At 49.0% G+C, this 17,763-nt stretch carries 14 protein-coding genes and 4 tRNA genes; 5 read left to right on the top strand and 13 right to left on the bottom strand.

From position 1 onward, the window contains the following. The first annotated feature begins 161 nt into the window (after positions 1-161). Complete coding sequence (locus KVT34_RS06855; protein WP_217557807.1) at positions 162-359, top strand: hypothetical protein; 198 nt, start codon at positions 162-164, stop codon at positions 357-359. Between the two features lie 101 nt (positions 360-460). Here the strand turns inward: KVT34_RS06855 and KVT34_RS06860 are convergent, their stop codons facing one another. Together KVT34_RS06860 and KVT34_RS06865 are read right to left on the bottom strand one after the other, a co-directional pair. Continuing rightward, positions 461-661 carry a DUF4177 domain-containing protein gene (locus tag KVT34_RS06860; protein ID WP_217557809.1) on the bottom strand — a complete coding sequence of 67 codons (201 nt, stop codon included), beginning with the start codon at positions 659-661 and terminating at the stop codon, positions 461-463. Between the two features lie 167 nt (positions 662-828). After that, a complete protein-coding gene (locus KVT34_RS06865) occupies positions 829-1,224 on the bottom strand; it encodes a hypothetical protein (RefSeq protein WP_217557810.1) in 396 nt (131 codons plus the stop codon). 209 nt (positions 1,225-1,433) lie between these two features. Here KVT34_RS06865 and KVT34_RS06870 point away from each other — a divergent pair. Beyond that, positions 1,434-1,506, top strand: a tRNA-Val gene (locus tag KVT34_RS06870). Between the two features lie 1,921 nt (positions 1,507-3,427). Here the strand turns inward: KVT34_RS06870 and KVT34_RS32335 are convergent. Then, complete coding sequence (locus KVT34_RS32335; protein ID WP_302695070.1) at positions 3,428-3,559, bottom strand: hypothetical protein; 132 nt, start codon at positions 3,557-3,559, stop codon at positions 3,428-3,430. Positions 3,560-3,989: 430 nt separating this feature from the next. Between KVT34_RS32335 and KVT34_RS06875 the strand changes: the two genes are divergently transcribed. Then, positions 3,990-4,169, top strand: a complete 180-nt coding sequence (locus tag KVT34_RS06875) for a hypothetical protein (protein ID WP_217557812.1) — start codon at positions 3,990-3,992, stop codon at positions 4,167-4,169. 173 nt (positions 4,170-4,342) lie between these two features. Here the strand turns inward: KVT34_RS06875 and KVT34_RS06880 are convergent, their stop codons facing one another. From KVT34_RS06880 to KVT34_RS06905, 6 genes are all read right to left on the bottom strand, one after another. Next, the gene (locus KVT34_RS06880; protein ID WP_217557814.1) at positions 4,343-5,284 is read right to left on the bottom strand and encodes a lysophospholipase; all 942 of its coding nucleotides are present in this window, start codon (positions 5,282-5,284) and stop codon (positions 4,343-4,345) included. A 160-nt stretch (positions 5,285-5,444) separates the two neighbouring features. Continuing rightward, positions 5,445-5,530 (bottom strand) — tRNA-Leu (locus tag KVT34_RS06885). Between the two features lie 6 nt (positions 5,531-5,536). After that, positions 5,537-5,610: transfer RNA gene (locus tag KVT34_RS06890), tRNA-Ile, on the bottom strand. 47 nt (positions 5,611-5,657) lie between these two features. Then, positions 5,658-5,731, bottom strand: a tRNA-Met gene (locus KVT34_RS06895). A 74-nt stretch (positions 5,732-5,805) separates the two neighbouring features. Next, complete coding sequence (locus KVT34_RS06900) at positions 5,806-5,973, bottom strand: hypothetical protein (RefSeq protein WP_009671780.1); 168 nt, start codon at positions 5,971-5,973, stop codon at positions 5,806-5,808. Positions 5,974-6,094: 121 nt separating this feature from the next. Then, positions 6,095-6,631 carry a phosphatidylglycerophosphatase A family protein gene (locus KVT34_RS06905; protein WP_217557816.1) on the bottom strand — a complete coding sequence of 179 codons (537 nt, stop codon included), beginning with the start codon at positions 6,629-6,631 and terminating at the stop codon, positions 6,095-6,097. Positions 6,632-6,795: 164 nt separating this feature from the next. On the opposite strand from KVT34_RS06905, the gene KVT34_RS06910 reads away from it, so the two are divergent. Next, on the top strand, positions 6,796-7,308 hold the full coding sequence (locus tag KVT34_RS06910; RefSeq protein ID WP_217557817.1) for a 2'-5' RNA ligase family protein: 513 nt from the start codon (positions 6,796-6,798) through the stop codon (positions 7,306-7,308). 123 nt (positions 7,309-7,431) lie between these two features. On the opposite strand, the gene KVT34_RS06915 is transcribed toward KVT34_RS06910, so the two are convergent. From KVT34_RS06915 to KVT34_RS06930, 4 genes are all read right to left on the bottom strand, one after another. After that, positions 7,432-9,231: a hypothetical protein gene (locus KVT34_RS06915; RefSeq protein WP_217557820.1), complete on the bottom strand. Its 1,800-nt coding sequence runs from the start codon at positions 9,229-9,231 to the stop codon at positions 7,432-7,434. A 26-nt stretch (positions 9,232-9,257) separates the two neighbouring features. After that, complete coding sequence (locus tag KVT34_RS06920) at positions 9,258-10,526, bottom strand: efflux RND transporter periplasmic adaptor subunit (protein WP_217557823.1); 1,269 nt, start codon at positions 10,524-10,526, stop codon at positions 9,258-9,260. A 31-nt stretch (positions 10,527-10,557) separates the two neighbouring features. Continuing rightward, entirely contained in the window at positions 10,558-13,665 is a 3,108-nt protein-coding gene (locus KVT34_RS06925; RefSeq protein ID WP_217557826.1) for an efflux RND transporter permease subunit, read from the bottom strand. Positions 13,666-13,940: 275 nt separating this feature from the next. Further along, positions 13,941-16,073, bottom strand: coding sequence for a hypothetical protein (locus KVT34_RS06930; RefSeq protein WP_217557828.1), 2,133 nt, complete (start codon positions 16,071-16,073; stop codon positions 13,941-13,943). 264 nt (positions 16,074-16,337) lie between these two features. On the opposite strand from KVT34_RS06930, the gene KVT34_RS06935 reads away from it, so the two are divergent. After that, on the top strand, positions 16,338-17,708 hold the full coding sequence (locus KVT34_RS06935; protein ID WP_217557830.1) for a dipeptidase: 1,371 nt from the start codon (positions 16,338-16,340) through the stop codon (positions 17,706-17,708). Positions 17,709-17,763: the final 55 nt, after the last annotated feature.

Here is a 17,763-nt window from a genome sequence, read left to right on the forward strand (position 1 = left end):
CTTATCATTTATTGCAATATAGTTGTCTGAAAATTTAGATAATTTGTTTAAGGTGGTTTAAATTAGCTTCGGAACGGTTAACTTAAAGAGACGAAACCGGCTACCCGGCTTGTCACGGCGAAAACCGCGCGTCTATTTTATAGCGAAGGGAGTTTTCTTACATGAATAAGCGATCGAACGATGATGTCGGCATATATAATGAAACTTCGAATACAGCGGGCGGCATCAACACCCCTCCGGACCGTGAGGACAAAGCCGCAACCGATCCCGTGAGCGATATCGTGGAGGAGATTATGGACAATCTCTCCGGCGAGCATCCGACTGATCCTTCCTCCGACAAACCGGCGGATAAACGTTAACCGGCCGAGCTTTCAACTGACATGTCTTCCGGTTTTGAAAAAGCCCTCCAAGACCGTTTTAAAGCGGCAGGAGGGCTTTTGGGGATAAACGTAGGAGCATGTTAAAATAGCTTTCTTTTAAATACACAGATCACTTCTTTGGAAGATCCTTGGTGCTGGCTTGTGTCAAAACAGGAAATCAATTCCCAGCCTTGAGCCCCCATTTTATTCAGGTCCTGATCAAATTCGTCCAGGTCTAATTTTCCGCCCACAAAAAAACCTTTTGTAAAAAATTTAAGCGTCTGGTATTCCCAGCGTTCCATCCTTCCTCTTCCCTTCTCTGCATAAATCGGGCCTAATCTTGACCGCCCTTCCCTGATTATAAAGGAACCGGAAAGTTCAGGAAACACTTCGTGCCCGTCAAATACGGATCCCCTGCCCGGAGAACCGCCTACTTTCTTTCGGACAACTGCCGGGACTGGGCCCGGTGTTATGTCTCTATCGCCAGCCTAAGTGATAGAAAAGCGAGTGCGACGGTCAGCGGCGTCATAAACAGCTTTTCCGGACCCGAGATGGAAGCCAGATTGCCGGCCGTGTTCAGAACCATGAAAACGAACAGCAGCCACATCCCTATCCGAGCCGTTCGTTTCAACTTGCCGGGCAGCAAATATCCCGTTTTTAAAGCGATTAAGGCGATAAATACGATCTGGATGACAACAGACACACTTTCCAGAGCAACGAGCTCGGATTCCCCGCTAATGCGCCCGCCCCAAATAAAATGAGAAGGGATGACTTTAAGCAGAATCAGAACATGCACCAAAAGCATGCCCGTATTCAGCAGCAGCAGGAGATTCCCTGCCAGCCGTGAGGAAATGATCCGTTTCATTTGACACCTCCCTCCCGGAAATCTTTCATCTTCCCGTACATGGAGGTGTAATTCGAATAACCGTTTAAAACGTTCATAACATCCCCCGCAGTCGTTTGTCTTTTTCCTTAAGCTTATTATAACTGTTTTATAAAAAGTTGTTGACAGTGGTTTAAATTCTTGATATTATACTACTTGTCACTAAGACAACTGAAGATTTTTACAAACATGACTTGATAGCTCAGCTGGGAGAGCACCATCTTGACAGGGTGGGGGTCGTCGGTTCGAGCCCGGCTCAGGTCATACTAGAAAAACCCTTACTCCGGTAAGGGTTTTTCGCCGTTTACGGAGTTAAATTATTTTAATAAAAAGCACCCAAATTAGCTTATGATACGAATTTGATACGAATAAGTGTCTGATACGAAAAGCAAGAGTTATGCTCCCTCGCTTTCACTGTTATCAAAAACATCAATTTTTGCTCCTCCAGCTTCTGAAAACCAATTTGCTTATATCAATTTCTCGTCCAGCTCTCGCTACGTGAAAAGGTGGCTTTGCTAAAAACTCATACATCTTTTTCTCGCTCATGCCCAAAATATCCTTAATGTGCTTTGGGCGCAGGGTCATCGGAAAGTCACACAGGACTCCGGCTTAATGACCTTGGAATCGATCAGATACAGAGCAATTTTATAAAAGGCTCTTCCTCTAATGGAACTATACCGCGTTTGCATTCATCAACCAATTAATGAGGCATCTTTCTGACGAAGTTTTTAATCGTTTAATGGGTATCATAATCTAATGGCTATGGGAAGATTTCCTCCCTTAGTTCATGCTAAGACTATTTCTGGTTGTAAATTGAATACGATTTTTCGAAATATAGGCAAGCAACCCGAATAAACTTTAATATAAAATTTGGAGGTGATGGTTTTTAATGGGTAATTGTGAAATAACAAAACGGAATGGAACTAAAGAGTGTAAATCCTTTAACACTGAATATGATTGTCTCAAATACGGTGTTGATAACAATGTAACCGCTGTATGGTATGGAAGCAGTCCTTGCCCTTCATTTATGCCGCAATACCAATACCCAAAGGGCCCTTTAACATCCCCATCGTATCCCTATAATCAATTTCAAGATGTCGTGAATGTTTCTCCATGTTCTGGAATTGGTATGCCACCAACTCATCAGCCTACTCCACCTTATTCAACACAGATTTGTTCACCAGCTGACGCAAAAAATATGATTAGACATTTTGTTTATTTTTGGTCCTCAACCGGAACAGGATGGGTGTATGTTTGGTATTCAGATAACTATAATATTTATGGGTGTACTTTATTTCGTGATCAATCAGGGCGCTTATCATACCAACCTATTACAATCCCACTAAGTACAATAACAAATTGGATCGTGGATTCGCTTTCTTTCTCGTCTCAACATTACCCCGTTTATTTGGCAGATTGTAATGGAAATGACGAAAGGATTAATAATTACTACAAATTATATTGTGCTGGAGTTCTTCTAATTTGTCGCGACGGTTGTGTAACACCTGGTGGATATCATTATCCGGTAGGCCCTGAAAAGTCTTGTGGTGGTTGTATAGGAATTCCTTAGTTTGATTTTCACCACTTAGCCCCTCAACGTATCCAGTAGATCCAACCACGTTGAGGGGAATTTACCAATGCAACTCAAGCCCCGTGTACCCTTCTGGAACGACACGATCTTAAATGAGAAATTTCTTAATATTGCATCATTCTTTTTCATACGTATTTTTTGTCATTTCTGGCGTAATTTCACCCAAACAATTAGGACATTTTTTAATTACTACACCTTGGTGTAAAAATTGTCCGAGTTCCTTTTTCATCCTGCCCACCGTCCTTTATTTAGATGCCCTATAGGGAGCTTTATCCTGTATGGAAACCATTTTTATACATCTGCGTTGATATAGATAAGTCCAATCCAAAGGAGTGGTGTAATTGTTAGCAACTTTTCTACTAAGTTTCCTGCTCACTTTTATGTGCCTAATCTTGACGTATGCTGGTAACAAAATCATCAATTTTTCCGAAAAAATGATCAAGGAGGATCCTAACCAGAGTCGATTTTCGGTTATCTGTCATAAACACTTAATTGTAGTCGGCCGATTAATGAAGTTCACATCTAATGCGGGAAAGATTGCTGGAAGAGTAGCAAAAGGTTATTCCTGAGATCAAAGGCCCCGAAGGGCCGCAGTTAAAAAGGAAGCTCTCCATCTATTACCGTAGCTACTGGCTCAATCGCCTTGGCTGCGGCGTTTTTTTGTGCTTTCAGCTTGCTTTGCAGCGTGATCGGTGCCAGTCTCAAGCTCTCCGCGATGTCAGCCATCTTCTCACCACGATATTTCCGCCGCAGCACGTCACCGAAGTCGATTTTGTTGCCTTCGATTGCAGGAGCCTCGCCTAGAGCAATAAGTTTTTCTATCGGGTCGATATCATCCGGCAGTATGGTAATTGTGACTCGATTTGGTCAATTTCAGGCTGCCCTACGTCTGATTCATCAGCCCTAACCGGCACATCATCTATGATCAACTGCTCCGAATCAACTTCAGCCGTCCCGTCACTATTGACCGTATATTCAATGCCTTCATGATCGTCTTCATCCTCGGTGAAATCGTCAATTTCCGTTTGGGCGGAACAAAGATAACAGTGCCCATCGTAGACATTCCTGCTTCCCTCCCATGTATTTCTCTAGTAAGCCTAAAATTAACTATACATACCAAATTCTGTTTTATATAATAAAACCGGAGGTGTTACTCATGTATAGTAATATGACTAATAATTTTTTGATCTATGACCGCCAGCACCGTCGTACTGACGATGATCCGGATATTTATAATCGATACAAAAACTTTTTAATGTTTGTTGGTTTCAACGCTAATGAGGCAGAACTAGAGGTCGCATATTTTATGAATGCCGTCTTCGATACGTTGGACTGAGTTCTTCCCACATTCTTATCGTTCCTCTGTCTTGACAGAGCGAGGGGCATGGGTTCGCCCGACTCAGGTCCTACTAGAAAAACCCTTACTCTGTAAGGGTTTTTTCGCCGTCTAGAACGCACAACCTATCCCCCAATTAAAAAAGGTCCCTCCCGGGACCTCTGAATTTCGGTTTATTCCGTCGGCACCACTCTGCTTTTTAAAAATTGCAGTGTATGTTCAATTGCCTGTTCCAGCTCCGCGGAAGAGCCCGCAAACGGATGGACCGTATTGAACGTATGGTTAGCGCCGGGAATTTGGATCCACTGGACTTTCGGCTGGTTCTCGACGAGTTTCTCCGAGCCTGCCCTCAAGTTGGCGTGATCTTCCTCGCCCTGTATGAGCACGACCGGAAATATCGCCCCCCGCATCCGTTCCAGGATGTTGAAGTCATCCTTGCGGGCCTCCAAATCGTCCAGGATGACCTTATCGAGCGGCATCTGCTGCTTGGTCCTCGCATTCGCGATATAGGCGCGTCCTTCGCTGCGCATCTGCTCTTTGCAAGCTTCGTCGAAAATGTCCACCATCGTAATTCCGTTCCAGCTGACGACCCCTGCAATCTCCGTGGGATGATCCAGCGCGTAGATCAAACTTACGCCCGCTCCGCGGCTGTGACCGAGCAAAAAGATGGGAAGCTTATTGACCGGGTTGGCGGAGCCCCTATGCTGATGCTCCTCGTTCGAAAGATTGATCCCCCTGCTGTGATGAGGATAAAAAACTACGGGCTTCGAGCGATCCGATTCCAGCAGCTTGTTTTTAAAGTCCCACTCGTCCGTCAGTACGGAGATCAAGGTCGACAAGTCGTCCAATTCGCAACTGTACGTATTTTTCGCAAATTTCTCCAGTTCACTGAATGACTGCCCGTCTTCTCCCACTCCGTTATGTGTAAAATCAAACGTAATGACATCCACATCCCGGGCCAGTTTCGAAGCCGCGTAAGGGAACATTCCCCAGTTCTTAAAACCCTTAAACCCGTGCGAGACAATGAGAATGCCCCTTGCTATAGAAGACGCCGGATAAAAATCTCCGCGAATGACATTGCTTTGATCCATTACAATCTCAAATGGTATCGCCATGGTATCGCCTCCCCGCTTATTTGTTTTATTATACCCTTACCCGCTTTATAGGCATTTCTTAACAGGAAAAAATAAACTGCAAAAAACTCCCTTGTCTCATTCTGCGATGCGCATAAGTGAAAGAAGGGAGTTTTCTGTTCTTACCTCGTTGTTGCCTAGATGCCGAAGACCGGACTCGAACCGGTACGATAGTCACCTACCGCAGGATTTTAAGTCCTGTGCGTCTGCCAATTCCGCCACTCCGGCTTACAATGGGCCCTGAGGGACTCGAACCCCCGACCAATCGGTTATGAGCCGACCGCTCTAACCAACTGAGCTAAGGGCCCGGATTATGTTATGTATGGCTAAAAACAGGCAAAAAAAATTTGATTAATTGCGGGGGCAGGATTTGAACCTGCGGCCTTCGGGTTATGAGCCCGACGAGCTACCGGGCTGCTCCACCCCGCGTCAGTAACTACCAATGTCGTATAGCGACAAAAATAAATATACAATACAAAGTACGGTTAAGTCAATACCTTTTTTTAGTAAACCGAGTAACGGACACCGAAACGTCCTTTTTTGGATTTGAAAACTTCAACTTCGGACGGGCATTCGTAGCCGTAAATCCACCAGTCTTCCTCCATCCGCTTGGCAAGGACACCTGCCTGAAACTTACTGTCGTACAGCTTTACCCAATATACCCACTGCATGGTCCTCACTCCGTTGATGATGTTATTGGCCTAGAAATAGCATATCCAAAAAGACAGTCGCTTATTTGTAGGCCAACACGGTCAGCGGAATTTTTCATAAAAAAGCAGCGAAGTGCGCAACTTACGCATATTCGTTATCTCCATCCGCTGCTTCCCGTTCTATCTCATCCCTGCTTTTATGGGCGATTCTTCCCGATGCGGCCGAGGCTATGGCGGCTACAAGATCGTCCAGGAAAGTATGCACGGCGTCACCGCTCTTCGTATCCAGTCGTTTGATCAAGCCGGTCTTTTCTTTGTCCAGATAGCCGAAGGTCGTGATGGCAATACTGCCGTAGCCGAAAACGGAACCGATCGCAAGCGTTTCGTCGCACCCGAATAAACTCTCGTCCGTGTCCAGAATGGTTTGAAGCGGTTCTGTAAGCTTTTTCTGCTCTGCCAGCATATCCAGCTCGGTTCCGACCAGAATCGCGTGCTGAAGCTCTCTTTTGCCCAATACGGCCTGAATGGACTTCATGCACGTATCCATCGATAAACCGGGATGATAGGGCGCCTGCATGGCGTATACGATCTCTGCGATGTCTTCCAGACTCGCTCCCCGGTCTGCAAGCCTTTGCATAACGACCTTTTTAATTTCCCGGCTGTGAACTTGTCGTTTCACGGTCTTCTCCCCTTAAACTTTCACGATATGATCAGTATATGACTTCACGCATTTTCGGGTACGGACGCACGCGGACAATGAATCGTCTTAAAATGAAATTGTGAGTGGGATACAAACACGGTATAATAAGAATTAGTCGACCATAATTTAGGGAGGGATTCCATATGATGTACGGCATCGCCATTCTTCCAACCGCAGAAATTAACGAATTTGCCAACAGTTATAGAAAAAGGTTCGATCCTTATTATAGGGTGATTTCGCCCCACATTACGGTTCGTGAGAAAGAAGAATGGTCCGAAGAGCAGCTTCAGGCTGCCATCAGTCATTTGGAAGATCTGAGCCGTACCGTGTCCCCATTCCAGATTACGTTCAACCGGTTCAGCTCTTATTTTCCGGTTAACAACGTTATCTACCTGGCGCTGGAACAAGTGGAACCGGTCATCGAGCTTCACGACAAGCTCTGTACGGGCCCTCTCGTGGATACGGAAAAAGCTTACAACTATCATCCCCATCTGACTATCGGACAGAAATTGGGAGCCGATGAGCTGCACGACGTACTGGCCAGTGTAAAAAATACGCCGGTTGACTTTTCGTTCCATGTAGACAGTTTTCAACTGCTCGGGAAACAGGAAAACGGCGAATGGTCCGTTATCCGCTCATTCCCGCTCCAGGGGTAACCAACGCTTTAATAGAAAAAGGCCTTCCGGATTAACCGGAAAGGCCTTTTTTAAGTGATCTGTGGCGGAAAGAGCCGCCATGACTCGCACGGCTCCGTCTGATGCGGGTGCCCAGCTTATCAACTATTGTTTAAACGTCGTCAGAAGACGCTTCGCCGTCTCGCCTTTATCATTGACGAAGGATTCGTAGACTTTGATCATTACCGGGTAAGACAACTGCATGGTATCCGCACTAAAATTAATGGTGTTGGAGCCTTTTTGCAATTTGTTTTCCCCCACAAACGGACTTTTGACCGAGTTTATAAGGGTACCGCCGCTATCATACAAGTCAAACTGAAGCTGGGAGAACGTACGGTCAATGAGTACGTCCTTTTCCTGTTCGATATCTAGTGAAAACTTCAGGCGATAATTGTAGTTCTGCTGCTGGTTAAACATCGCCGAAATTTCCCAGTTATTCACTTTCACCGTCAAAGGATACAATTTCAGTTCATCCTTGGATTCCGGCTGCGGCTGAAGTTTAACGCTATAGGCCGTCAGAAGGGATTTATACGATGCACCGGCCTCTGCCGCACTCGCCTGCGCCTCTTGCGACTTGGCTCCGGAAGCTTGTGCTCCTGCCGCCGCGGATGCTCCGTGAGTTTCATACAAGGCAAGTTTCAGTCCTTCACCCGTCTCGGAAGCCGGAAGAATGTAAGAGTAAGTTACGACATAGGAGGCGTTAGGAAGTACGCGCAGAGTCGTCGTTCCCTGTCTGTTCCCGTTGTACGTATAGCCGTCGCTGCTGACAAGATCGGTCGCAAACGCAGGAACGTTAAGCGGCCCGCCGGATTTGTTCGTCAGCTTAAATTTGGCGATAGCGGTATTAAAACCATCCTCGTCGTTTTGCTGCATGTGCAGCTCCACGAGGGAAACATCCATATTCGGGTGAACCAACTGGTTGAGCGGATCCATCTTCATGGCGTCACCGAAAGCATACGCTCCATGAATCGGCAGGGCATCGGTCTGCTTGGCCGGCAGCATGATATGAACGCGGCCTACGTTATACGTAACCGGTTTTTCCTGCGCGTCAATATATTTTTCCGCGGTGACCACATTAAGAGCTTCCAGCTCTGTATTCAGTTCCGTAGGAATGACAAAATGGATATATTTCTTCTCGCCCGGCTCCAGGGCAAGCGAGGTTTCAGCTCGGTTGCTGTCATACGTCTGCAGGCCGCTTTTGCCTTCCAGGGCAATATTCGGAAGAGTCTGACGCTTAGTCGACGGATTCGTTACGAGCACCTGAACGACCGAGTTCGTTTTCGTGCCGATCGTATCGCGGCTAATATTCGTTGTTTTGAATTCCAGCGGCGTTTGCAAGGAAGGAATGGTGAAAGCTTCTCCCCATTTCTTCACGGAAGCGGAAGGAATTTCGGACGTTTCCGTTCCGTTCCATACAAGATCGCTCACAGGTACGCTGAGCTGGAGCGTTTCTTTTTTCGGATACACATAAACATCGATGTCTATCCAGCGAAGCTCGCTCAGTTCAACGCCTTCTCCGCTGTCAACCGTAGCCAGGTAGCTAAGCTCAACCTGGGATTTGGGCTGAATGGAGCGCGGGCTTCCCAGACTTGCCTGCAAGCGGAATTCCACGCCGTCTTTCGTTTTCATGCGCACTTCGTACTCGGGTACGCGTACAACTTTCGAACTGGTGTTTTTCATGCGGACAACGGCGCCCAGACGGGTTCCGTCCGCTGTTTTTTCGTTTAAGATACTTTTCATTTCGACTTGCAGATCGTTCGTTAATTTATAAGCGGTCGGCGCTGAAGCCGATGCTTGTGCGGGTGCTGGTTTCCCCGGTTCTGCCGCAAGTGCCGGAACGGCGCTTGCGAGCAGAGCGGCGGACAGAAAGACGGACGATACGGTAGTTTTCCATTGGCTCTTCACGGTATTCTCCTCCATGTGTACCTTTGTTAGTTAGCTGCGGCTGCTGTCGTGACTTTTTCTTTATCTTTCAGCTGATGCTGACCGGAAACGACGATCTGTTCGTTTTCGCTTACGCCGGAAATCACTTCCTGCATCGTTTCTTTCAAACGACCGAGCTGGACTTTTCGTTTCTCAACGGTATCCCCGTTCAGAACGAAGACAAATGATTCGCTGCCTTCTCTCACGATGCTAAGCGTGGGAATGGCCGCCACCGTCTGCTCCGCCTCATCGGTGAGCTGAATCTGAACTTTCTGTCCAGGCTTCAGCTTTTGGTCCGCGTTTGAAACTTCCAGCTCCAGTGTGTAAGCTTTCGTCTGTGAATCCAGCACATCGGAAATATACTTAATCGGCGCTTTCGTTAATTCCGTCGTGCCCGGCACATAGAAATTCAGCTCTTTCTTGTCGCGCACCAGATTAACGGCTTCTTCCGTCAAATCGGCTTTGATCAAGATCGGATTCAACTGCTGGATGACTCCGCCTTTAAATCCCTGCCCGATCGTCATCCCCGCTTCAACCGGGAAGTCCGTAAGCACTCCGCTTACAGGTGCTTTCACTTCCGTATTTTCCAGTTCGCGTTCCGCTTTTTTGACAGACAGACCGGACGTTTCGATCGCTACTTGAGCAGCGGCGAGCGAATCCGTATTGTCCAGCGTTTTGCGTTTCTGCTTTAGGGTGCTCAGATCAAGCTTGAGGCTGTTGAGCTTTGTTTCTTCCTGCTCCAGCTGGATTTTCGTTATGGTGCCCTCATCGTAATCGTTGCGCATTTTATTAAAATTCTTCTCGGCATCCCGAATTCCCTGCTCCGCTTTTACGATGTTGTTTTCAAGGTCAGTTTTCGCGTTGGCCAGCTCTTCCTTAGCCTGCTTCAACTGGGCCTGAGCGCTCTTGATGCCGAGCTGCCCCTGTTCCTTCTGCAGCTGCAGATCGGAAGGGTCAATGCGGAATAGAAGCTCTCCCTTTTTGACCATGTCGCCTCTCTTTTTGTAAACCTGCTGGACGTCTCCGCCTGTTTTCGAAATCACTTCCAATTGAACGGAAGAGATGACATTGGCAACTTGCTCAAGCGGATCCGATATTTTCTCTTTCGTCACCTTGACGGTTTTTACGGTCTTAATCTGAGATTCCTGGCCCTGTGTGGTGTCCTGCGGACCAGCCAGCGGTTTGTTCGAACAGCCGACGGCCAAGGCCGTAGTAAGGGCGACAATGCCTACCAGTTTCGTGCTCTGCTTTACGATCGTAGCTAAAGGACGTTTCATCAGTTGTACTCTCCTCTTCTCTTTGCTTGACTCAGGATTTTGCCGCAGGGACCGCATCCACCTTATTTTTCTTTGGTTTACGGTGGAACGCGTTCGAACTTCTGCGTTTAAAGGATTCAATCAATTCATAAATAATAGGTACGACAACTAGTGTAAGTACTGTAGAAGTGACAAGCCCGCCGATAACGACGACCGCCAATCCTTTGGAAATAATGGTCCCTTTAGACATACCGAGCGCAAGCGGCATAAGCGCAAACACAGTCGCTCCCGCGGTCATAATGATGGGACGAAGACGAGTCATCCCCGCACTGATAAGGGATTCCCTGACCCCGACTCCCTGCTCGCGCAGCTGCTGTACCCGGTCGATCAGGACGATCGCGTTCGTCACGACGATTCCGATCAGCATCAGGAATCCGATGAGAGAAGTAATATTGAGCGATTCTCCCGTGACCAGGAGGCCGAACAACCCGCCGATAACCGCCAGCGGCAGCGAGAACAGAATGGCAAAAGGAGCGCTGGCGTTCCCGAATGCGAGAACCATGACCAGATAGACGATAAAGATGGACGCGCCCATGGCAGCGAACATTTCCGAGAACCCGGAAGAGATATCGTCGGATACCCCTTTCACCTCACGGCTTACGCCGGGAGGAAGCTCCAGCGCATTCAATGCTGCAGCCACTTTGCCGCTGACTCCGCCTTTATCCGCACTATTGATCTTGGCCGTTACTTTCAGCGTCTGAATCTGATTTTCACGGGTGATGCCTGTAGGAGCATCAATCTGCGTGATCTTGGCGATTTCATTTAGTTGAACCGTCTGACCCGTCGGTGTTTTCAGCAGGAACGTGCCGATTTTATTCACCGTATTTTTATACTGGGGATCAAGCTCCACTTTGGTCTCATAAGTAACGTTGTCAAACTTCAAGTCCCCGAGTTTGCTGACTCCGATCCAAGAGTTAACCATTTCAAGCACCTGGGCGGAGCTCAGTCCGTACAAACGCGCTTTGTTCTGGTCGACCGTGACTTCGACTTCCGTCTTGGAATCGCTGAGGCTGTCCTTGACTTCGTACAACTCGGGGAATTCTTTCATTTTCTCTTTAACCTGGGCGGCCGCCTGCTTCAGATACATCATGTCGTCGCCTTTCAGGGAGTAAGAGAAATCCGTGCTGCTTCCGCCGGCGCCCGCGGCAATCAGTGAACCGTCGACCTCGGAGCCTTTGGGAAGTTCATATAAGATTTTCTCTTTGTAAGCTTTGAAGACCTGCTCGGCGTTGCTGTTTTCGTTCGCTTCGGTAAACATCATCGCCCGGTAAGGAGTTACATCCTTGCTGAATGCGTAGCCCACCATTGTCTCGTTGTATGTAAACTGCGGATTGCCCGAAGCGTCTTTCGCTTCCCTCATCATCTGCTCGAGCTGCTTGGACTTTTCATCCATCGTCTCGATCGATGTGTCGTTCGGCATCTTAATCTGGAAAATCATCTGCCGGGCCGACTGATCCTCCGGCATGAACGATACGGCAAGCTGCGGTACGATCAACACCAGCGAGGCAATGAAGAGAATTCCCGAGAACAAAAGTGTCTTGATCCGGTTGTTCAGGGACCACTCCAATGCTCTTTTGTAAACAAGCGCAAATTTGCCGACATGATTCTCGTCGTGGTTGCCGAGTTTTTTGCTTTTCAGCACCAATAGCTTCGCCAGCATCGGAATGACGGTTAGCGCTACGAGAAGCGAGGATAGAAGCGCAACGACCAGCGTAAGGGCGAACGGACGGAACACTTCGCCGATAACTCCGCTTACGAATGCAATCGGGCCGAATACCCCGACGGTTGTAATCGTTGAAGAGGTAATTGCCGCAGCTACTTGAGCGGTCGCCAGCTTGATGACGGACTCTCCGCGTTCCTGGGCTTTCTGAAGCTGGCTGTAAATATTTTCGATAACAACGATACTATCATCCACGACGCGTCCGACCGCAATAGCCATACCGCCGAGTGTCATGATATTGAGTGAAATATTAAGCGGCACCATCATCAAAAGCGTAATTAGAATGGATAATGGAATCGAGACCAAAACGATGAGGGTCATCCGAATATTTCTAAGGAAAAGCAAAATCATAACCGAGGCGAGAAGGGCGCCCATGCCGCCTTCCTGCACCATACCGTGGATCGATTTTTTGATTTCCACCGCCGAATTATAGACGGATTTGAATTTTACGCCCGGCATGGTTTGTTCCCATTTTGCCATCAAAGCGTCGGCTTCGTCCGCGAAGTTTACCGCGTTGGCCGACTTCGTTTTGTACAGCTGCACCCCGATAGCCGGTTTGCCGTCCAGACGGGTTATAAACTGGGATTCGCTGATGGCTTCGATTTTGCCGAGATCCTTAAGCTGAAGCACACTGCCTTTCGGTGTTGTCAGCGTCAGGTTGTCAAGGCTGTAAATCGTGTCGATCTGTCCCGTCACCCGCACCATCTGGGTCGTACCGTTGAATTCAACGGTTCCTGCAGGACTTGCGGACAAGGCGGCCCGGATGCTGTTCGAGACATCCGTCGGCGTCAATCCATAGCTGTTGATCGTGTTTTCATTGAGCTTAATGGAAAGAGTCGCTTCCTGATTGCCGACGGAGTCGACATGGTCAATGCCTTTGATCGTGTTAAAGCCCGGCAGAATCGTGTCTTTGTAAATTTTATCAAGCTCCGCCTGATTCATCCCGTCATTGCCGTATACCGCCAAGTAATAAACCGGTTGGGATGAGAATCCTTCCGTCAGCACCTTAGGCTTCTCAGCCTGCTGCGGCAGCTTAACGTTCGAAACCAGTGCCTCAAGATCCTGCTTGGCATTCTTAGGCTTGATGTCCTGCTCGAGTTCGATTGTAATTTGCGAATAATTATCGCTAGACGTAGACGATAAATTCTTGATGCCGTCAAAACCGGCGACCGCTTTCTCCAGCGGCTTTGTAACCTGGTCAAGCACATCTTTCGGCGGTGCCGTGTACTGGGTGGAAATGACCACGATCGGAAACGAAATATCCGGCATGCTTTCCACCTTCAGTTTAGTCGTGGCGAAAATGCCGCCTGCAAATACCAGCAGCATAATAATAAAAAGCGCCGCCACGTTTTTCATTGAAAAACTAGTCATTTTGTTCATCCACTCTACTCCTCCGCACCGATTGAACAATCTCTCTTGAAATTGGCAGCTATACCCATTCTTTCCCCATCATAAACGGTAAAGGTTAAAAAAATATAAACTGGCTTTATTTTTTTTCAATGACTTTTTTCTCTACACGTTCTTCCCCTCACGCTGCCTCCTACCCGTTTTGACGACAAAAAAGAGGTGTCCACTTCAAGAACTACGGATAATCATGAAAAAAGTTCCATCCGGAGATGGAACTTTTGCTGTAAAACCCGCTATTCTCAATAAAATTAGTCCGAATAAGCAAACCAGTCGATGCTTTGCTTGGCCAGCAGCTTACGCTGTCCCTGGAATTCATGATACACGCTGAGATGGTACTTATCCAGAAACCTCTGCTTATAGATCAAGTCAGCGTCCTGAATCTGAATCGTGAAGTTTTCTTTCTTGCCGATCCTCAGCTCGTTATCTGTCACCTGCTCGGCCGATTTACCGTCGCGCGGCTCCCAATTTTTCAGCTCATACGCTTTCTCGAACGATTTATTGCCTTTATAGTCCTCAAATACGAGAACGAGCTTATGCCCTTCCGGCGCCGTTTCGGTTAAAAGCTGCTTGCGGATGTCATAATTGAATTTCAGCGTCAGCACATCGTTGCTGATTGATGTGTTGATCCGGCTCATCGAAACCGTGTACGGGAACAGCGCGATGTCCTTCAGTTTGTCCTTGACGTCCTTGTTCTCTTTGGGCAGTGCGAACGTTACGGGCCTTACGTAAGCATCGGTTTTTACGGTCTGCTGACCGTCTCCCTGCTTGCCTTCTCCGGTTTCCAGCGTTACGGAATCACCGATCAGCAGACGGACAGTCTCCATATCCGTGCCTTTAGGCAGAGCTGCCCAAACGTTCAGTCTCGCTTTGCCGCCAGGCGCTACCGTTTTCTTGATATCCGATACGGAAGCCGGGAATACGGTGCCGTCCTTCAACTGAAAATGGGCGACTAGACCGGTGACGGGCGCAAACCGTTTCTCCGCATTTTCGATCTCCAGCTCGGCCGAAACGATGCTCCCGGTCAAGCCCTCATAGGAATTGATTTCGGCAACCGTATACTGCGCTTTGCGGCCGATTTCTTCCCGGGCATATTTCGCGCCCAACCCTACAAAAGGCAGCTGCTGCAGATCGGGTTTCGCGGTAAGCTCCAGCAAATCGTTCACCTGCGTGTCGCTTTCTTTTTCCTGGATGACCAGCTTGACTTCCTTAAACGCATACGTATACGGGATTTTACCGAGCGCCTCGACAGAAAGAGAGGAGCCCGGGTCGATGCCGATCACTTTGCCCGTACGAACCAGTTTAGCCTCCACTTTCACGGCATTATCCAGCAGGAAGTAAGCCGTCATATCCGGAATCGGAAGCGGCTGTTCCCCTTTGTTCGACAACGTGACGTTGGCGGTCAAAATATCCTGATCTTCCCACGGAAGACGGTAGATGCCTCCCAGCTTGGCCGTGTAGAGCCCCGACTTGTTCATAAACTGCGTTTCCTTGCCGGCCTCGCCGCCGGCGGGTTTACTGACGGCCGGAAGCTGGTAAGCCGCCAGCAGCGTGTTGAATTTCAGCTCGGGATGGATCCGGGTGATGACAAGCTCCCAGCCTTTCTCTCCGGCTTTAAGCGGAATAGCCCCCGACAGTTGAACGGTTTTCGTTTCCTTCGGGCTAATTTTCAAGTCCTTGGCGTTCTTCGCATCCAGCGGATACAAAAGTCCTTCGGGCGTTCGAACCGAAAACTGGACTTCCGGCAGGGTAACCGCCGCACCTCCGATATTTTCAAGCTGCAGGCTTATCGCGGGCAAGTAATATTTCTCGTTCTTTCCGTTTGTAAACTTCTCCGTAGAGGCGCGCAGTTCGCTGCTTCCCACCTGGAAGTCGGCATTCTGTCCCGTTGGCGTCACACCCGTGTAAGAAGCCGGCACGGAAATTTGTCCGAGAACACGCTCGGAGTTGGGCTGGCTGAAATCCCATTTGATAAACTGCACCTGCAGATCCTGGAGCTTCTCGCCGCTGCCGACTTTGGCGTAGTAAGATACCTGTCCCGAAGAATGGGCCCCGATCTTATTCACGACTTTATCCTGGGGCATCAAGCGCACCGTGTATGTATGGCCCGTTTTGCTTTTGAGACGGACCCAGTAGTCCACAAGCGCTAAATCTCCAGCGCTTTTGTTATGGACGCCGACCGTGAACGTGACGATATTGCCGTTCTGATCCGGCAGCAGCTGGATATTCTGAAGCTCGAACGAACCGGAAGCGCCAGCCGCTACAGAGCCCAGAGCAGCTTGTCCGGAAGCTGCAGCTGCGGGAGTTGCCGCAAGCACTCCCCCTGTGCTTAATGTTAGAATCAGCGCCAATGCGGTCGCACGGGCTGCCATTTTGTTACGCATATTTTCCACCTCAACCCATGATTTAAATACGGCCGACAAGCCTGTTGCCAGAGCCGGGATGAAAAGATTTCCATCCTGTTTCCACTTAGTAAGACGATTGAATCCCCAAGAAGTTTCTTTTTAGGCCAAAAAATTATTTTTCCTGCTTAAGTTCCGGCGGTACCTTTCGTTATTCCAAAAAAGTTGCAGGATTTCAAGTGAAAATGGGGAAGTTATGAGGATAAGCTTTTTTAACCCATTGTCAAAAAAAGGAGTCCTATCACCATGAAAGCCAAAACCGAACCTTATGCGTCCCAGCATAGAGAACGCCATCTGGAAGAATTGAAAGAGCTGCTTCGAATTCCGAGCATCAGCACATTGTCCGAGCACAAGAAAGACGTTCACCGCTGCGCAGAATGGCTGTCCGGTGCCCTGACTCATGCCGGTCTGGAAAATGTGGAGATCATGCCGACGGCAGGACTTCCCATTGTGTACGGGGACTGGCTTCATGCGCCCGGCAAACCGACCGTTCTCGTCTACGGCCATTACGACGTCCAGCCTGCCGACCCCTTGGACGAATGGCATTCGGAACCGTTCGAACCCGTCATCCGGGACGGCAAAATTTACGCGCGCGGAGCGACGGACGACAAAGCTCAGCTCTGGATCCACGTCAAAGCGGCGGAAACGTTCCTTAAAGCGGTCGGAAGCCTTCCGCTGAACATCAAATTTATTCTCGAAGGCGAAGAAGAAATTACGAGTCCTTCCCTCGCTCCGTTCGTGGAAAAGCATGCGGAGAAGCTCAAAGCGGACGCAATCGTTATTTCGGATAGCCCGATGCTGGAGAGAGGCAAACCCGCTCTGCTTTACGGGCTTCGCGGGGTCGCCGGCGTCGAGATTGAAATGCTCGCGGCCAGAAACGATCTCCACTCCGGTTTGTACGGCGGCGGCGTGCCGAATGCCGTTCATGCGCTCGCAGGCCTGGTGGATTCCTTCCATGACGAAGATGGCCGTGTCGCGGTTGAAGGCTTTTACGACCGTGTCATCCAATTGACGGAGCAGGAACGCGGCGAACTGGCCCGCGTCTCGCAGGATGAAGGGAAGATCCGGGAGGACCTCGGTCTCTCCGAGCTCTTTGGCGAGAAAGGCTATACGTTCACCGAACGTACGACGGCGCGGCCGACTTTGGAAGTAACGGGAATAAGCGGCGGTTTTGCCGGTGAAGGCATTAAACCGATCGTCCCGGCGCGCGCGTCCGCCAAAATTGCCTGCCGGCTCGTTGCGGATCAGCGTCCCGAAGAAATTTTCGAGCTGATCGAGCGTCATGTCGCGGCCCACACGCCGGCCGGTTTGAAGGCTTCGGTTAAAAGAGTGCTGAAGGGCAACCCTTTCCTGACGCCGGCCGACCATCCGGTTATGGTGGCAGCAGCTGCGGCGCTTGAAGAGGCCTACGGAGAGAAAACAGCGCTCACCCGGGGCGGCGGCTCTATCCCGATTGTGGACGTTTTCGAGCGCCTGCTTCAGGCTCCCGTCGTTATGATGGGCTTCGGGCTTCCGGACGAAAATCTCCACGCTCCCAACGAGCATTTCGATTTGGATAACTTCGACAAGGGCTTGCAGGCCGTTTGCGGCTTCTGGGAAAAGTTAGCAAATCAATAAAAAATGCGGCCTAGCTCCGTTAACCATGATAAAATTAAATCATCGCACTCGAAAA

Origin of the sequence: Paenibacillus sp. GbtcB18, from assembly GCF_019091125.1 — a bacterium.
Taxonomy (GTDB): domain Bacteria; phylum Bacillota; class Bacilli; order Paenibacillales; family NBRC-103111; genus Paenibacillus_F; species Paenibacillus_F chitinolyticus.